Annotated in this window: 17 protein-coding genes; all 17 read right to left on the bottom strand. The window is 43.6% G+C overall.

The window, feature by feature from the left end; translation table 11 throughout:
* Positions 1–3: 3 nt before the first annotated feature.
* Positions 4–960, bottom strand: a complete 957-nt coding sequence (locus tag WC676_03080; GenBank protein MFA5059589.1) for a macro domain-containing protein — start codon at positions 958–960, stop codon at positions 4–6.
* A complete protein-coding gene (locus WC676_03075; GenBank protein MFA5059588.1) occupies positions 960–2,420 on the bottom strand; it encodes an HD domain-containing protein in 1,461 nt (486 codons plus the stop codon). Before WC676_03075 ends, WC676_03080 begins: the two co-directional genes overlap by 1 nt.
* A 19-nt stretch (positions 2,421–2,439) precedes the next feature.
* The gene (locus WC676_03070) at positions 2,440–2,844 is read right to left on the bottom strand and encodes a bifunctional nuclease family protein (protein MFA5059587.1); all 405 of its coding nucleotides are present in this window, start codon (positions 2,842–2,844) and stop codon (positions 2,440–2,442) included.
* 4 nt (positions 2,845–2,848) lie between these two features.
* The gene (nrdR, locus tag WC676_03065) at positions 2,849–3,322 is read right to left on the bottom strand and encodes a transcriptional regulator NrdR (protein ID MFA5059586.1); all 474 of its coding nucleotides are present in this window, start codon (positions 3,320–3,322) and stop codon (positions 2,849–2,851) included.
* Positions 3,319–4,572: a serine hydroxymethyltransferase gene (glyA, locus tag WC676_03060; GenBank protein MFA5059585.1), complete on the bottom strand. Its 1,254-nt coding sequence runs from the start codon at positions 4,570–4,572 to the stop codon at positions 3,319–3,321. Before glyA ends, nrdR begins: the two co-directional genes overlap by 4 nt.
* A 27-nt stretch (positions 4,573–4,599) precedes the next feature.
* Positions 4,600–5,049: a ribose 5-phosphate isomerase B gene (gene rpiB / locus WC676_03055; protein MFA5059584.1), complete on the bottom strand. Its 450-nt coding sequence runs from the start codon at positions 5,047–5,049 to the stop codon at positions 4,600–4,602.
* The gene (locus tag WC676_03050; GenBank protein ID MFA5059583.1) at positions 5,046–6,107 is read right to left on the bottom strand and encodes an L-threonylcarbamoyladenylate synthase; all 1,062 of its coding nucleotides are present in this window, start codon (positions 6,105–6,107) and stop codon (positions 5,046–5,048) included. The genes rpiB and WC676_03050 overlap by 4 nt, the downstream gene beginning before the upstream one ends.
* Entirely contained in the window at positions 6,104–6,592 is a 489-nt protein-coding gene (gene purE, locus WC676_03045; GenBank protein ID MFA5059582.1) for a 5-(carboxyamino)imidazole ribonucleotide mutase, read from the bottom strand. Before purE ends, WC676_03050 begins: the two co-directional genes overlap by 4 nt.
* A 71-nt stretch (positions 6,593–6,663) precedes the next feature.
* Positions 6,664–7,920, bottom strand: coding sequence for a phosphoribosylamine--glycine ligase (gene purD, locus WC676_03040; GenBank protein ID MFA5059581.1), 1,257 nt, complete (start codon positions 7,918–7,920; stop codon positions 6,664–6,666).
* Positions 7,917–8,918 carry a phosphoribosylformylglycinamidine cyclo-ligase gene (gene purM, locus WC676_03035; GenBank protein ID MFA5059580.1) on the bottom strand — a complete coding sequence of 334 codons (1,002 nt, stop codon included), beginning with the start codon at positions 8,916–8,918 and terminating at the stop codon, positions 7,917–7,919. Before purM ends, purD begins: the two co-directional genes overlap by 4 nt.
* A 10-nt stretch (positions 8,919–8,928) precedes the next feature.
* Positions 8,929–9,723, bottom strand: coding sequence for a phosphoribosylformylglycinamidine synthase I (gene purQ, locus WC676_03030; GenBank protein ID MFA5059579.1), 795 nt, complete (start codon positions 9,721–9,723; stop codon positions 8,929–8,931).
* Positions 9,701–10,384, bottom strand: a complete 684-nt coding sequence (locus WC676_03025; protein MFA5059578.1) for a TIGR00730 family Rossman fold protein — start codon at positions 10,382–10,384, stop codon at positions 9,701–9,703. The genes purQ and WC676_03025 overlap by 23 nt, the downstream gene beginning before the upstream one ends.
* Positions 10,385–10,396: 12 nt before the next feature.
* A complete protein-coding gene (purL, locus tag WC676_03020) occupies positions 10,397–13,330 on the bottom strand; it encodes a phosphoribosylformylglycinamidine synthase subunit PurL (protein MFA5059577.1) in 2,934 nt (977 codons plus the stop codon).
* 57 nt (positions 13,331–13,387) lie between these two features.
* A complete protein-coding gene (gene purC / locus WC676_03015) occupies positions 13,388–14,092 on the bottom strand; it encodes a phosphoribosylaminoimidazolesuccinocarboxamide synthase (GenBank protein MFA5059576.1) in 705 nt (234 codons plus the stop codon).
* 30 nt (positions 14,093–14,122) lie between these two features.
* The gene (gene purB / locus WC676_03010) at positions 14,123–15,415 is read right to left on the bottom strand and encodes an adenylosuccinate lyase (GenBank protein ID MFA5059575.1); all 1,293 of its coding nucleotides are present in this window, start codon (positions 15,413–15,415) and stop codon (positions 14,123–14,125) included.
* 154 nt (positions 15,416–15,569) lie between these two features.
* Positions 15,570–16,802, bottom strand: coding sequence for a diguanylate cyclase (locus WC676_03005; GenBank protein ID MFA5059574.1), 1,233 nt, complete (start codon positions 16,800–16,802; stop codon positions 15,570–15,572).
* A gap of 28 nt (positions 16,803–16,830) precedes the next feature.
* Complete coding sequence (locus WC676_03000; protein ID MFA5059573.1) at positions 16,831–17,412, bottom strand: DUF2059 domain-containing protein; 582 nt, start codon at positions 17,410–17,412, stop codon at positions 16,831–16,833.
* Positions 17,413–17,542 lie beyond the last annotated feature (130 nt).

Raw genomic sequence — 17,542 nt, 5'->3', positions numbered from 1 at the left:
TTTTCACTTTTTAGACTTCGCTGACGACATACCGCACTGTTTCAAATAATCTTTAATAACTTGCTTATGGTCAAAAGCATAATCAAGCTTCATCAAATCTTTTAAGGGAACAACGCGCAGCGCCTTAGCGTCATCGCCGGATTTTGGGATCCCGCTCGCCCCGGCGATAAAAACCGTTGAAACGGTATGAAAGCGCGGATCACGCCCTGGCTCTGAAAAGGTATGAAATTGTTTTAAATTCAAAAGCTTTAAATTGGTTTCTTCTTTAGCCTCACGACAAGCCGCTTCTTCCAAGCTTTCTCCGTAATCAACAAATCCGCCGGGCAAAGCTAATCCAAGAGGAGGATTAGAGCGTTCAATAACGACAATTCCCTCTTTGAGTTCAATAATGATATCTACCGTTAAAAACGGCCCCTTCGACAAAGTATACAGCACATGTTCCAGATAAGCCGGGATCGTTTTCTCAAAGATCTTAAACGAGTCATCATCATAGAGGCAGAAAATAATTTCTGACGGAGCAGATTTTGCCTGCCGCAGGAATTTGAGGACTTCCTGGATCATGACTTTCGGCACGCCAATGAGCGGAAATCCGCCCACGCCATGGCCAAGGGCCGGAAAGGCGAGAGACTTTAATTTCATCTGGTTCGCTAACTTTAAAGCACCGGCGACACCTTGGCGTATTTTCTTTTCGTCGGTACGTAAATCCATCCCCATAATGACCGAATGAATAACATGTTTGGCTTTAAGATTTCCCGCTGTTGTTAAAACACAATTGCCCATCACCACGGGCAAATTTTTAACAGCCTCATCCTCAATAGCCTGGCCGCCTTTGCGTTTAATGGCGGAGGCCACATCCACATTCATGAGAAGTCGGTCATTGGCAACGCTGACGATCGCATCAACGGTAAGATCAGTAATGTCGCCTTTAATGATCTTGATCTCTGTATTTTCTATTTTCATTAATTAATGTTTCTGCCTTTATTTTTCTTAACCATAGCCTTAGCCGCCACAAGCGCTTGTGTTTTTGTATTGATCTCACCCAAGGTTTGACGCTCCTCAACAGCACGTAAAATTTTAGCAAAAACTGGGCTCGGTGTTAACTTTAATTGTCGGATTAAATCATGTCCCGTAATAAGGCGCTTGAGAGGATTTTCTTTGGATTTTGCCAAATAACGTTTAATGATCTTCCAGGCGATTTTTTCATGGTGCTTTTGTTTTGAAGCGGTCGTTAAAGGCCCTCGCGTAGACCTTTGGTCAGCCAATGATAAAAGCGCAATACTTAGAGCTTCTTTTTTGGTGTCGCGAAAATATCTAAACATGGCCCGCTCGCTGGGAATATTAAAATTGGATAAATAGCCCGGGCGAAGATGCCAAAAAACCATATCTTCTAAAATGTGGCGCTCATCTGTGGAAAGCTTAAGCATAAGCGCTATAGGACGAGAGATGTCCCGGCCAACACGCTCGTGGCCGTGAAAAGTCATGCGCTTTTTTTCTTTCCGGCGAGTATCGGGCTTTCCGATATCATGGAGAAGTGCTGCTAATTTCATCAGCGCCAGGCGGTTTCGCACTCCCGCCAAAGGCTCCTCAAGATAATTCTTAATATCCTGATCGTGTTTAACTTCAGAAAATACCTTTTCCAGCTGTGTCACCACTTCCAAAGAATGCTTCCAAACATCCAAATGGTGGTATCCGCCTTGTTTCACATTGAACATAACGGCGATCTGCGGGATAATTTTCTCCAGCAAACCAACTTTGTCCATCAGGATCAACGTTGGCGCGGCGCGCTCAGATAATAATATTTTGAAAAACTCGTCACGAATTCTTTCATAAGCGGTTTGAGCTAGAAGATCTTTGTCCTTTTTGATTTGCGCCAATGTCTTACGGTCAATGGAAAAGTCTAACGTAGCCTGCAAACTAAAAGCACGCACCAATCTTAAAGGGTCATCTTTGAAACTTCGAACAGAAACCATGGAAATCTTCCTTGATCGAATATCCTCTAACGCATTGTCATGGCTCAAAATGGCTTGGAGCAATATTGTGTTGCCAGCGATCTTCTGCACATCAACGCAAAGCGTATTGATCGTAAAATCTCTTAAAGCCAGATCGTCAGAAATGGTTTTTCCGCGAAAATCGGCAAAGTCAAAAGTTAAGATCCCCTCTTTGGTTTTTTTGACGATGCGGGCACAGCCGTGCTCTTCATCCAAAAGGACAAAAGCTCCTTTAATTTTTTTGCAGAATTCTTGCGCACATTTGATAGCGCCACAGGAAACCGCAAAATCAAAATCCATCACGTGGCGCTCAAGAAGGCAATCACGCAAAGATCCTCCCACAAGGAAGATCGATCGCTTCTTTTCCTTTGCTAGGCCTTGGATCAATTCCAGGAAAGGTATTTTAAGATGCAATGAGTTTTGAAGATTCATAGGAGAAAAGCGGCGCAGGCTATGCCTTAAAAATAGAGGCCTTCTTTAAAACTTCTTCTTCGACAAAAATAGGCGCATTAGCGCGAACGGCTAAAGCAACGCCGTCGGACGGGCGGCAATCGACCGTTTTTGATTTTCCGTCGGCAACCTTTAGGATAAGCTTTGCATGGAAGGTATTATCGATTAATTTATCCACCACCAGTTTTTCCAATTTAGCATCCAGGCCTTCAATAAGCGCTATGAGAAGGTCATGGGTCATCGGACGCGGGACTTGAAGCCCGGAAAGCTTCATCTTGATACTAGATGCTTCCAAAAAACCGATAACGATCGGAAACTGCCTTGTTCCCTCTTTTTCCCGAAGGACAATGATCTGGTCTTGGCGTTTTTCATCAATAATAATTTTGCTTAATTCAACTTGGATCATCACGCTACTTCTTTCGTTTTACTTTCTCTTTATCAAGGATATGGTGCAGCTCGCTCATAAATTGATTAACATCACGGAACTGCCGATAGACAGAAGCAAAACGCACATAAGCCACTTCGTCTAAAACGGCTAATTTTTCCATCACTAATTCGCCGATAGCCTTTGAGTTCACTTCTTTATCGAATTGTTTTTGGACCGTGCGTTCGATTTCCGTCGTCACATCTTCCATCTTATCAATACTAATGGGACGTTTTTCACAAGCCTTAATAAGGCCGGCTACGATCTTTTTACGGTCAAATGGCTGTCTTCGTCCGTCGTTTTTAACCACCATCAAAGGAACTTGTTCAACATATTCATACGTTGTAAAACGCTTCTCGCATTTTAAACATTCCCGCCGGCGGCGAATAGAAGCACCGTCACTGCTTAAACGCGAATCAATAACTTTAGTTTCTTTATAAAAACAGCTGGGACATTTCATTTTTTAATTTTTTTATACCCGTATAAAGGAAATCTTTTAGTGACCTGTCCGACTTTTTTGCGAATATCTTCCAAAACTTCTTCATCATCGCGATACGTCACCGCTTCGTCAATAAGCTCGGCGATCTTTTTCATCTCCGCTTCTTTCATGCCGCGGCTGGTCACCGCCGGCGTTCCGATACGAATACCGCTCGCTACCATCGGTGGCTGCGGGTCATAGGGAATAAGATTTTTATTGACCGTAATACGCACCTGGTCTAAAAGATGCGCGGCATCTTTTCCGGAAATATTCTTCTCCCGCAAGTCTACCATAAAAAGATGATTATCGGTCCCTCCGGCGACAATACGATAACCACGTCCGGCTAATTTATTCGATAAAGCCTTAGCATTTTTAATGATCTGCGCCTGATATTTCTTAAAACTGCCGCTGGATGCTTCTTTTAAAGCCACCGCTTTGGCCGCGATCACATGCATGAGAGGCCCGCCTTGAATTCCCGGAAAAACCGTCATATCAATTCTTTTAGCAAATTCTTTACGGCAAAAAACCATTCCGCCGCGCGGCCCACGCAATGTTTTATGCGTTGTGGTCGTTACAAATTCCGCTAGCGGAACAGGATTTGGATGAAGCCCTGCCGCCACCAATCCCGCGATATGCGCCATATCCACAAAAAGATACGCGCCGACCGCGTCGCAAATTTCACGGAATTTCTTAAAATCAATGATACGTGAATATGCCGAGGCGCCGGCCAAGATCATTTTAGGCTGACATTTTTTGGCAATATCCATAATTTCATTGTAATCGAGCATTTCTGTTTCTTTATTGACTCCATAAGGAACCATTTTGTAGGTCCGCCCGGAAAAATTTAATTTGTGCCCATGCGTTAAATGCCCGCCGCAGGCTAAGTCCATCGCTAAAACTGTATCACCCGGATTTAAAACCGCCTGATAGACCGCCATATTCGCCTGCGAACCGCAATGAGGTTGAACGTTCACATGCTCCGCACCGAATATTTTCTTCGCACGGTCAATGGCCAATTGCTCGACGACATCAACATTTTCGCAGCCGCCATACCAGCGCGCTGTGGGATAACCTTCAGCGTATTTATTGGTCATCACGCAACCCTGAGCTTCTAAAACAGCCTCGGAAACAAAATTTTCCGAAGCGATCAGCTCTAAGTTCTCATTTTGCCGCTTAACTTCATTTTGAATAGCCTTGTAAACCTGCCCATCAACCTTCATAAGACGTGACATGTTTCCTCCGTAACCGTAAAAATTAAATTAACAAAGTCCTCTTTCAATGCTTCGAATTTGATTCACCCTTCTTAAATGACGCCCACCTTCAAAAGGCGTTTTAAGCCAAATCGTAATAATGGCATACAGCTCTTTTTTAGTCACAAACTTTGAACCTAATGCCAAGACATTGGCATCATTATGTTCCCGGGAAAGACGCGCGGCCGTTTTGTTATAACAAAGAGCCGCTCGAATACCCTTAACCTTATTAGCAACAATTGAATTACCAATGCCTGACATACACACAATAATACCACGCGCTTGTTTATCGCAGGCGACTTTTTTAGCCACCTGAAGAGCTGTCTTAGGATAATCACAGCTAACATCACGCTCATACGTTCCGACATCAACAACATGATATCCGCGATCGGCCAGAAATTTCTTTATTTTTCCCTTAAGAACAAATCCGCGGTGATCCGCCCCGATATAAATGTTCAAACCAGTTCTCCTATTTTTTGTATGCTGTCTTTGATCATTTCTAAACATTCCTCATAAGCCTGCGCCGATCTTCCGATAGGGTCCGAGATATCCGTTTCTTCTAAACTTTTGGCATTTTTCGCAAATTCCCGCAATAAATAGATCCGGTCTTCTACCGACGGAGCGAATTCTAAAACTTGCCGTCGATGGCTTGAGGTCATCACGAAGATCAGGTCCGCTTTCTTTAACAAGATCTTTGTCACCGGTTGAGCGCGATGCGACAGCGCGTTAATGCCTTCTTTGCGAAGGACACATAATGTTTCCTCGCTGGCGCCGGTGCTGATATAAACACCCGTTCCCGCCGAAATAACTTTGACATCCCGTCGATCTTCTAATTTCTTGCGTAACAAATATTCCGCCATCACCGACCGGCAACTATTTCCGGTGCAGACAAAAAGAACGATCTTTTGTTTTGTGATCCGGTCAATATCCGCCTGGCTAATGGGGCCGGAACGTAAAATCTTCGGCGGTAAGTTGGTTAGATCAACGATGGCAGATTCATGTCCGACTGTCGATGGACCGCCGTCAATAGCCACATCCACCAGCCCGTCAAGATCACGCAAGGCCTCCGCATAAGTGACCGGAGGATGATTGCCTTCAAAGTTCGCCGACGGCGCCGCCACCAAACATTGTGCTTCGCGCGCTAAGCTTAAGGCGATCAAATTATTAGGCATCCTTAGGCCAATCGTTTTTCCGGCATCTTGCGTTGGAACAATAACAGTTAAAGGGCCGGGCCAAAATTCATCGATCAACTTATAAACCGAACGATCCGTCTTATAACCCATTTCATCAATGGCTAATTTTTGCCAGGCTAAAATGGAAAACGGTTTATCCAAAGAACGACGTTTTACTTTATAAAGACGTTCAACCGCTTTTCTGTCCTCGGCATTGGCCGCAATCCCATAAACCGTTTCGGTGGGAAATACAACGAGCCCACCGTCACGAATGATCTTGGCGCATTCGATAATCTTATCGTATTCAGGATAATTCGGATGAATTTTAATAATTTCGGTCTTCAAACGTCTACCTTGATATTCTTTATTTTTTCCGCTTGTTCACCGCGATATTTTTCTAAAGCTGCCCCGATCGTTTTATCCGATAAGCTGAGAATACGTAGCGCCAAAAAGGCCGCATTTTTGGCACCTGGTTTTCCGATGGCTAAAGTCCCGACGGGAGTTCCGGCCGGCATCTGCACTGTTGAAAGCAAGGAATCTAATCCGTCTAAGGCGGTTGTTTCAATAGGCACGCCTAAGACCGGAATTGTGGTAAAGCTTGCCACTACTCCCGCTAACGCGGCCGCTCCGCCCGCGCCGGCAATAACAACTTGAACTCCGCGCGATTTTAAGGCTTTGGCATATTCCGCCGTTTCATCAGGGGTGCGATGTGCAGACCAAACTTTGACTTCATACGAAACGCCGAAATTTTTTAAGATCTTGGCGGCTTCTTCCATGGTGGATAGATCAGATTCACTTCCCATAACAATAGACACTAAAATATTTTTCATCACACGCTCCCGTTTATTTTTCCTTATTTCCCTTTAAGAGGAAATAAACGAGGCTCTCCTGAAAACTATTTTCAGGACGGCCTTTTCAAAGCCCTAAAACCGATGTCTTTTCTAAAATGACATCCGTCAAATTTGATCTGGCTTACCTTTTTATAAGATTTCCCAACCGCTTCTTTGATATCTTTCCCTAAGCCAACCACACCCAACACGCGGCCTCCAGAGGTAAGTATTTTATCATGCTGCTCTACAGTGCCGGCATGAAAAACAATTGCGTCTTTTTCGCTGCTAGCATCTAGCCCTTTGATCTCTTTTCCTTTTTCATAGTTATCCGGATAACCTTTAGACGCCATGACGACACAAGCACAAACACGTTTATCCCACTGTAAGTTGATCTTATCTAAAGTATCATCGCAAGAAGCCAGCATCACGTCCACTAGATCAGTTTTTAATCTCGGTAAAACCGCCTGCGTTTCCGGATCGCCGAAACGAACATTAAATTCTAGAACCTTTAACTCATTTTTATTGATCATTAGCCCGGCGTATAAAACGCCTTTAAAAGGATTTCCTTCCCGGCTCATGCCGTCAATGACAGGCTTGATGACTTCTTTGGAAATTTTCTTCATTAATTCCGGCGTAACCACCGGAGCCGGAGAATAAGCCCCCATCCCTCCGGTATTAGGCCCCTGATCATTATCAAAGGTCCTTTTATGGTCCTGAGAAGATTCTAACAAAACAAAATTTTTTCCGTCGCTAATGGCTAAGATAGAAGCTTCTTCGCCGTCTAAATATTCTTCAATCACGCCATTTTTCTTAACGGCTGTCTTTAAGGCTTGCTTGACATCATCCAAAGACTGACAGATTACAACGCCTTTACCGGCCGCCAAGCCATCCGCTTTAATGACCAGCGGAAAACGGAATTTTCCCTGCGCGGCGATCTGTTCAGCCCGCACCAATGAATCAAAATTCTCAAAATCAGCCGTTGGAATTTTGTTTCGCTTCATAAATTCTTTGGCGAAAATCTTGCTTCCTTCAAGCTGCGCGGCACCTTTTTGGGGCCCAAAGACTTTTAATCCGTTTTTTTCAAATTCATCCACAATGCCGGCAACCAATGGCACTTCGGGGCCTACAACCGTTAAATCAATTTTTTTATCTTTAGCAAACTTTAAAAGCCCGGCAATATCATCCGCCTTGATATCGACGCACGAAGCCGCCTCGCTAATACCTCCATTACCCGGCGCGCAATAAATCGTTCTAACCTTTGGGCTCTGTTTTATTTTCCAACAAATAGCGTGCTCACGCCCGCCGGAACCGATCACTAAGACGTTCATAAAATAATTTTTCTTTTCTTATCGTTAATGATCTCACCGATATTCCAAGAGACAAGCCCTTGTTTTGATAAAAACCGGCGAACAGACTCAACGAATTTTTTATCGACAACAACCGCAAAACCAATGCCCATGTTAAATGTGGTGTACATATCCCGCTCGGGAACATTGCCTTTACGTTGGATCTTTTGGAAAATATCCGGAATATTCCAACTGCCCTTACAAATGAGCGCGCATTTTCCGTCAGGAATGATCTTCGTTAGCTTTTCATAAAATGCGCCGCCGGTAACATGAGCCATCCCCTTAACGGAAAAATGCTCTAATAATTTCAAGATCGGTTTAACGTAAATTTTGGTCGGGGTCAGCAATTCTTTGGCATATTTTTTCTGCTCGCTCAGCGAAAAAACTTTTCTGGCCAAAGAAAAACCATTGGAATGAAGCCCGCTGGACGCGATCCCGATAATAGCATCGCCCGCCCGCATCTTTGAACCGTCAATAATTTTATCGTGATCCACCACGCCTACCGTAAATCCGGCCAAGTCATATTCATCCTTTTTGTAAAGCCCGGGCATTTCCGCCGTTTCTCCGCCGATCAAACTACAGCCTGATTGGCGGCAGCCTTCCACAATTCCCTTCATCACATCTTTTAAAACTTTGGGCTGAACTTTACCACAGGCAATATAATCTAAGAAAAACAATGGACGCGCGCCGGCGCAAAGAACGTCATTAACATTCATCGCCACCAGGTCAATACCGACGGTGTCATGTTTATTAACGGCTTTGGCAATGAGGAGCTTTGTCCCGACACCATCGGTAGAAGATACTAAAACCGGACGGCGATACTTTCTTGTATCAAAAGCAAAAAGGCTTCCAAATCCGCCTTTATCTTTTAAAACGCTCGGCTGCATGGTGCTTTTAGCTAATTTTTTGATCGCGTCCACAAAGACATTCGCTTTTTGAATATCCACACCGCTTGTTTTGTAAGTTATGGTCTTAGGCATATTTTCTCGCTTATAGTAAATTCTTTTTTACGTAATCGACCCCATTTTGGAAGATTTGCGCCCCATCTCCGAATTTAGATTTTCTTTTCTCGCGCGTCCAGTTAGGATGTTGGGTTACAAAAAAATGTCTCTCGGGATGCGGCATCAATCCTAAGATCCGTCCCGTTATATCGGTAATGCCGGCAATGTCTTCCAAGGAACCATTAGGATTTTGCGGATATTTTGGCTTTTTTCCTGATTCATCGCAATAGCGAAAAATGATCTGATGATTTTTCTTTAAAGTTTTTAACAGGGAGTCATTTTGCACAATAAATTTTCCTTCGCCGTGCGCAACAGGAAGTTCAATTACTCCGTTCATCCCCTTAGTCCAAACCGATTTGCCTTCCGGTTTTAAACAAACCCAGCGGTCTTCAAATTTCGCCGACGTATTAAGCATCAACGTTGCCGTTTGCTTGAAATTGCTTTCGCCAGGCAAAAGCCCGGCTTTGACTAAGATCTGAAAGCCGTTACAGATTCCGATGATCAGCTTGCCATCAGAGATAAAACGGCGCAGATCGTCTCCAAGCTTTAAACGTAATTCATTGGCGAAGATCCTTCCCGCCGCGATATCATCACCGTAGGAAAATCCGCCAGGTAAAGCCAAAATGTGATAATCATTTAGGCTTCGATCGCCGGAAGAAAGCTTATTGATGTGGACAAATTCTACATCGGCTCCGACACTTTTAAAGGCAAAACCGGTTTCCTGATCGCAGTTCGTCCCGGCGCTTCGCAAAATGAGGACTTTAGATTTTTTTAAGGTGGGCATTTTTCTTATTTTTATAGAACTTCTTTATGATATCAACGATCTCTTCCGGTTTATCCGCAACCTGAAAAATATCCAAGTCTTCCTTATTGATGCAACCCTCTTTGACGACCGTATCTTCCAACCAATCTAAAAGGCCTTTCCAGTATTTCTTTCCGACGACAATGACCGGAAAACCTTCCATGCGCTTGGTTTGGATCAACGTAATGCTTTCGGTAAATTCATCTAAGGTTCCGTAACCTCCTGGAAAAATAACGAACGCTGAAGCATATTTTAAAAACATAACTTTTCGGCAAAAGAAATAATGAAAACTGACCAAGGTTTTGATAAATGGGTTAGGAACTTGCTCAAACGGAAGTTCGATGTTTAAGCCCACAGAATTGCCGTTGGCTCGGCTGGCGCCGCGGTTTCCGGCTTCCATGATGCCCGGCCCGCCGCCGGTAATCACGGCGTAACCTTCTTTGGCCAAAAGATAGGCTGTTTTTTCGGCTAATTTATACATAGGGTTTTCCGGCTTAAGGCGCGCGGAACCGAATAAAGTGACCGCCGGCCCGACGGTAGAAAGCATGTCAAATCCGTCCACAAATTCCGCCATAATGCGAAACACTCTCCAGGGGTCTTCCATGTTGCTCAATTCATTTTTCGCTTTTCTACGATTTTGCATAAGGCGTCCTTTCTACCACTTTAGCTTCTTCTGCCAGGATTGTTTAAGAAAATCAACGTCTACTTTGACACAAATATCATTATTAAGCCCATAAACCGTTAAGACCTTTTTATTATCGGTGCAGCCGATCAGGCCGAACGGAATTTCTTTTAAGCATTTTTCAAAATCTTTCTGATCGTTTTTGGCAACCTCAACGACAAAACGCGAGTTAGATTCGGAGAACAAAATAAAATCATTTCTCATATTGCCTTTAGTCTTTAGTCTTTGGTCTCTGGCCTTAAAAGGAACGTCCTTTAGAAATATGCTCGCACCAAGCCCACCGGCAAACGCCATTTCCGAAATAGCAACGCCAAGCCCGCCTTCGGAACAATCGTGCGACGATCTTACCAGTCCCTTTTGGATCGCTCGAGAAAGTGCTTCAAAAACTTTTGTTCCCTTTTGCGTATCAACTTTCGGAACACTGCTTCCTAGAGAATCAAATGTGTCTAAATAAATAGAGCCACCCAGCTCATCATACGTTTCGCCTAAAACATAAATAAGGTTTCCGGAATCCTTGAAGTCCATGGTAACGGTTCTAGAAACATCCTCCACGATCCCGATGGCTGAAATAAGGATGGTGCCCGGAATGGCTAACGGTTTTCCTTTGTCGGTGTATTCATTATAAAGGCTGTCTTTTCCGGAAATAAATGGAACCTTGTAACCGACAGAAGCAAAATAGCAGCCCTGCGCCGCGCGCACCAAGCCGCCTAACCGGTCAGGTTTGTCGGGATTTCCCCAACAGAAATTATCCAAAATAGCGATTTTTTCTAAAGAACCTCCGACGGAAATGATCTGCCGCACAGCTTCATCAATGCAAGACGCTGCCATCCAAAACGGGTCAATTGCGCCAAAACGAACATTAATACCGTTGGAGACCGCGATACCTTTTTGCGAATGAAGTTTGGGGCGAAGAACACTCGCATCCGACGGGCCGTCATCACAAACACCCACCAAAGGCTTGATAATGCTCATTCCCTGAACCTCATGATCGTATTGGCGAATGACCCACTCTTTCGAACAAACATTATAGTGAGAAATAACTTCGACGAGTTTATCGGTCAAGCTTTTTGGGCATTTAAAATCCGGTTCTTTGATCTTCGGCTTAGCCCAATGAGCTTTCTTGGTAATATTGGGCAAGCCATCATGCAGGAATTCCATATCCAAAGAACAGACTTGGCAACTGTTATAAAATAATTCCAAACGTTTGGTGTCGGTAAATTCGCCGATCACCGTTGCCTGAGCGTTCTCATCTTCAAATGTTTTTAAAAGCTCTTCGATATTTTCTTTGGGGACAGATAAAACCATGCGTTCTTGCGATTCTGAGATCCAAATTTCGGTATAAGAAAGCCCTTCGTATTTAAGCGGAACTTTTTCGAGATCAATGCGACATCCTAAATCTTTTCCCATTTCTCCGCCCGCGCTTGATAACCCGCCGGCTCCGCAATCGGTAATAGCGGAATAGAGGTTTTTGTCGCGCGCTTTTAAAAGAGCGTCTAAAACTTTCTTTTCTTCAATAGGATTGCCGATCTGGACAGCCCCCGACGAAACAACTTCCGATTCATGCGTAAGTTCACCGGAAGAAAATGTCGCGCCGTGGATTCCGTCGCGCCCGGTACGCCCACCAGCCACCACGACCAGATCGCCTACAAGAGTTTGTTTTTTAACTTTATCGTTTGGCATAATGCCGACCGTTCCGCAATAAACAAGCGGATTACCAACAAAATGTTCGTCAAACAAAATAGCGCCGTTGACCGTCGGAATTCCCATTTTGTTTCCGTAGTCGCGAACACCGCTAACAACCCCTTTCATGATCCGTTTCGGATGAAGCGTTCCTTCGGGAAGTCTATTAAAGGGGAGATCCGGAGGCGCAAAACAAAAGACATCAGTGTTACAAATAGGTTTTGCGCCTAAACCTGTCCCTAAAATGTCCCGGATGACGCCGCCCACGCCCGTATTGGCTCCGCCGAAAGGTTCAAGCGCCGAAGGATGGTTATGCGTTTCTACCTTAAAACACACACAATCCTCATCGTCAAATTTAATAACCCCGGCATTGTCGTGAAAGACCGAAACACACCAGGATTTATTGATCTCTTTGGTGGCTTTAACAATGGTTGTTTTTAAAAGGCTTTGGATCAAGGTTTTTTGCGTTTTACCGTCTTCCTGACAAGTGTATTCAATATTGCCGCGAAAAGTTTTATGGCCGCAGTGCTCGCTCCAGGTTTGGGCAATGGTTTCCAGCTCACAATCCGTTGGATTTCTTCCCAAATTCTTAAAATAATCCTGGATCGTTTTCATCTCGTTTAAATTAAGGAAAAGTTGCCCCTGTTGACTTAAAGCGAGAAGCTTTTTATCGTCGGCACCAAGAATGTCAACAACGATCAACTTAAACGATTGGCCTAAAATAGCGGCTTTGGGTGGGGAGCCACCTTTAAAATGTTGATCTTTAACAACATGTTGGATCAGTTTATTGCATAAAATTTTATTAACAATAACATCTGATTCTTTAGAAGAAACTTTTCCGGTAAGAATATATTTTTTAGCCGTACGAACGGAGGCAATACCTGCAATCCCTAAATCCGCAATACCTTTTAGCGTTGAAGCTTCCACGGGATCCATAACACCCACGTTATGCGCGATCTCAATAACTTTAAGATCTTTACTATTGCGTAAGGTAGTCGTTTTTGCAGAATCTTGGAGAGAATAATCTTGGATGATGCGGTCAACCAGCAGTTCTTCACAAATTGTTTTAGCGTTGCTTTCAGAACAGTTGCCTTCGATCAGATACACCTGGACAAAGGAAACTTTTTTAACCGAACGAATGCCTAAATCGAGGATATCTTTTTGCGTGCCGTCACCGATAGCGTCAAAAATACCCTTTTTATCTTTGATCTCAACACGCCAAATCATAGGATAGAAATGTTAAAGATTATTCGAGAGACTTGCGGACTGCTTGCCTTCTAGAAATTATTTTGTTACTCGGCTTAAAACTTCCTGGTAGGCTTCTTCAATATTGCCTAGATCCCGACGGAAACGGTCTTTGTCCATCTTGCGTCCCGTGCCTTTTTCCCAAAGCCGGCAGGTGTCGGGTGAAATTTCATCGGCGAGGATAATGTTCCCCTGATATCGGCCGAATTCCAGTTTAAAATCCACCAGATCAATGCCCATGGAATCAAAAAATTTCTTCATCAGCTCATTGATCTTAAACGTATAATTCTTAATGGCGTCCACTTCTTCTTGTGTAGCGTACCCTAAGGCTAAAACATGATATTCATTAATGAGCGGATCGCCCAGGCTGTCTTCTTTATAACAGAATTCCAAAACCGGACATTTAAGGACGGTCCCTTCTTTAATATTCAATAACCGAGATAAAGACCCCGCCGCAACATTACGGACAATAACCTCCAGAGGAACGATCTTGACTCTTTTAACCAGCATTTCCCGATCGTTTAAGAACTTAATAAAGTGCGTCGGGATGCCGTTTGATTGCAGATATTCAAAGATTTTTGTTGAGATCTTATTATTTACAATTCCTTTATCTTGGATGGTCCCTTTTTTAGCCGCGTTAAACGCGGTGGCATCATCCTTAAAATACTGAATGAGTTGATCGGGAGCATCTGTTTCATAAAGGATCTTGGCTTTCCCTTCGTAAATCTTTGCTTTTTTATCCATAATCAATCCCTCAAGATATGATTGTTATTATTATAGTCCTGCCCTTTTAAAGATCAGATCACGATGACGAATATAGTATTTAATATCGAAACACTTATCGATATCGCCGGTTGTTAAATATTTTCTCACCTTTCGGTCGCGATAGAGAACATCACGAAAATCCGAAGTTTCCTGCCACACCTGCATAGCGCATTGTTGAATAATGTTATACGCTTCATCACGTGTGAGGCCTTTTTTCATCAACTCCAGCAAAATACGCTGGGAATAAATAAGGCCGCGTGTTTTGGCGAGGCTCGCAATCATATTTTTCGGATAAACCAATAAACCTTCCAGAATAGGAATAAATTTATTGAGCATATAATCTAAGGTGATGGTGCTATCGGGGAGAATCACGCGCTCGGCGGAAGAATGACTGATATCACGTTCATGCCAAAGGCTGATATTTTCAAAAGCCGCTTGAGCATTGGCGCGTAAAAGCCTGGATAAGCCGGAGATCCGTTCGCACGTCACCGGATTACGTTTATGAGGCATGGCAGAAGAACCGATCTGTCCTTTAAAAAATGGTTCTTCAACTTCCAAAACTTCTGTCTTTTGCAAAAGCCGTATTTCGGTAGCGAACTTATTAAGAGAAGAACCCACTAAAGCTAGCGTGACAAGAAACTGACAATGATGATCACGCTGAATAACTTGCGTGGCAACATTAGCTGGCTTAAGCCCTAATTTTTCGCAAACATATTCTTCCACAAAGGGATCAATGTTGGCATAAGTACCGACCGCGCCGGAAAGTTTTCCGATGCGCATATTCTCCCGAGCCTGTTCAAGACGTATAAGATTACGCTGCATTTCATCGTACCAGACTGCTAATTTCAAACCGAATGTTGTCGGTTCGGCGTGAACGCCGTGGGTACGGGCAATACAAACGGTATCTTTATATTTCTTGGCTTTTTCTTTCAGAACGACTAATAATCTTTTGACATCAGCGATCAGAATATCGCTAGCGTCAACGCATTGAACGGAAAGCGCTGTATCGAGGAGATCTGAGGAAGTTAAGCCCATGTGAAGATATTTTGATTCGGGCCCTAAGTTGTTGCCAATGCTCACGATAAACGCGACAACGTCGTGTTTTGTCTTCTCTTCGATCCTTTTAACCTCTTCAACATCAAAGGCCGCCTTTTTTCTGATCTTCTCCATGGCGGCCTTCGGAATAACTCCTAATTTTGTCATTGCTTCGCAAGTAAGTATTTCAATTTTAAGCATAATATCCATTTTATGCTTGTCGGACCAAATATTACCCATTTTGGATAACGTATAGCGCTCGATCATATGCCCTTCACTCCTTTATTCTCTTCAATTTGGTTGGTTTGAAAACTCAGATACTATAGCAGAAACACTTAGGAAGGTCAAATAAAAATAAAAAATAAATTTACTGTTCTCGACGAGAAAGAACATAACCTATTGATACCAAATATTTTACGGATTATTTTGCGGAAGGATCGCTCGGGTAAGCTGCTTGCATATTTTTTCGATACTCGCGAAGAAACGGCTCCAAATCCTCGTCGCTGATGAGCCCCATCTTGATCAGTGTCTGCCCGAGAAGCTCGCGCGAGGACCAATGTTCAAATAAAGCTTCTGTAAGCTGCTCTTCCGTGATCAGTTTTGCCTTAAGCAAAAGTTGCCCGATAGGAAGAGCTTCCTTGCTGTCTTGCAGGGCGCGAACGTGAGAACCTTCTTCATCGGAACCGTAATTTTTAGATAGATTTTCCGACCCGCTGGCTCTGCGATTAACAAGGAATTTGCTTCCCTTAATTGTTTTAATATGTTTTTTGATCTCAAAAGCTATTTCTGTTAACTCTAATACATTCTTTATTTTCCGCAATTTATTGTTAACCACCGCGATGGAAATTCCCATCAGGGGCGCTTTAATATCTTTGTCCTGACGGTCTTTAACGGATAAATAACCTATTGTTCTATCTTCCGTACTGTAATGAAGCGGGATCAGCCGGTCAAATTGGCGGATAATATCTTTCGCTAAAATACTTTCTTTTTGCGGCGTTGTGATGATCACAAAATCATCTCCGCCCACGTGCCCCACAAAATCATCTTTGTTGCCGTGTTTGCGAACGCTATCCGTTAAGATCCGCGCGGTTTGCATAATAACGCCGTCACCGCGTAAATACCCGTAGGTATCATTGAACGATTTGAATTGGTCAATATCTAAATAGAGAAAAGAAAATGGTTCTTCTTTGTCAATGCGATTTCGGCTGGCGCTTTCAATAGCGCGATTACCGGGCAAACGCGTCAAAGAATTCGCGTGAACTTGATGCGCGGTACGCCGTAGCGCCATTTCTAAGCGGACCTGAAGGTCGATGGGATCAGGCGGTTTAATAATGTAATCGTCAACGCCTTCTTGGATCTCTAAAAGCCTTTTACGGATCTGCCTTTTTTCAATAAGGATAATGATGGGCACATAAGAGGTGATAAAATCGCTTTTCAATATCTTGCATAAAGCAAACCCATCTATTTTGTCCAGGTCGCTATCAATAATAATGAGATCGGGAAGCTCCCGCTTGATCGTTACAAGCGCGGATTCTCCGTCGGAGGCAGTGATCACTTCATAGCCTATGGGTTTTAAAAGCTGCGGCAGGATCTCGGCGATCACAAGTTCGCCTTCGGCGAGAACAATTTTCCTTTTACGAATAATGCGCGTCAAAATAAAATCCTCTGATCATGAGCCAAGATCATTGTTGAACGTCCGGCATAGATAAGTTCTCTTGCAAGTACGCCCCCATAGCAGCCATGCCGTCTTGCATGATCATGGGAGTTGTTCTTAACAATTTTTTACCGAGCGGGCTTTGATAAAAAGCGATCAACCCCTTTAGTTCATCTTCGGTAAAATACTTATCATAAACGGGGACCAAGCGCTCAATAATATCGTCAACCTTAATCGCCTCGCGTAGTTTTTGTGTTTCTTGCGCGGAGCCTTGCGACAACATCTTTGCGTACAGGGTATTCATATTTTCTCTGGCGCCGCTGGAATCGATCAGGCTTAAAATAAGGCCTCTTTTATTCGCCGGCGATGGCGAAGAAGAAGGTACAGGCTTTACTAGCGGAGCAAAGCTAACACCGCCGTCAATGCGTTCAATCTCATCCGCGTAATATGTAATGCCAATGCCATTAACATTGATTTTAACTTGAGTATTTGTTTTCTCGGTGATCTTTCCGTTGATCGTTTTGCCGTTTTTAAGATAGATCGTTTCGGCAAAAGAAGGCAGGCAAATAAGAAAGGAAAAAAATAAGATCAAACTGGTTTTTTTAAGCATAGGGTTAGTTCCTTTTACAAGACTGCCTTATTGTAGTCTTTTTCTTAAAAGCGGTCAAACAAAATGGAAAAGTTTTAAAGCCTTGGTTTTCCTTTTCCCGACGAAACAGCTTTGCGCGCCAAGGCATAAA

Source organism: Candidatus Omnitrophota bacterium (genome assembly GCA_041649175.1).
Lineage (GTDB): Bacteria > Omnitrophota > Gorgyraeia > Zapsychrales > JBAZNR01 > JBAZNR01.
This window is presented reverse-complemented; position numbering and strand designations above follow the sequence as displayed.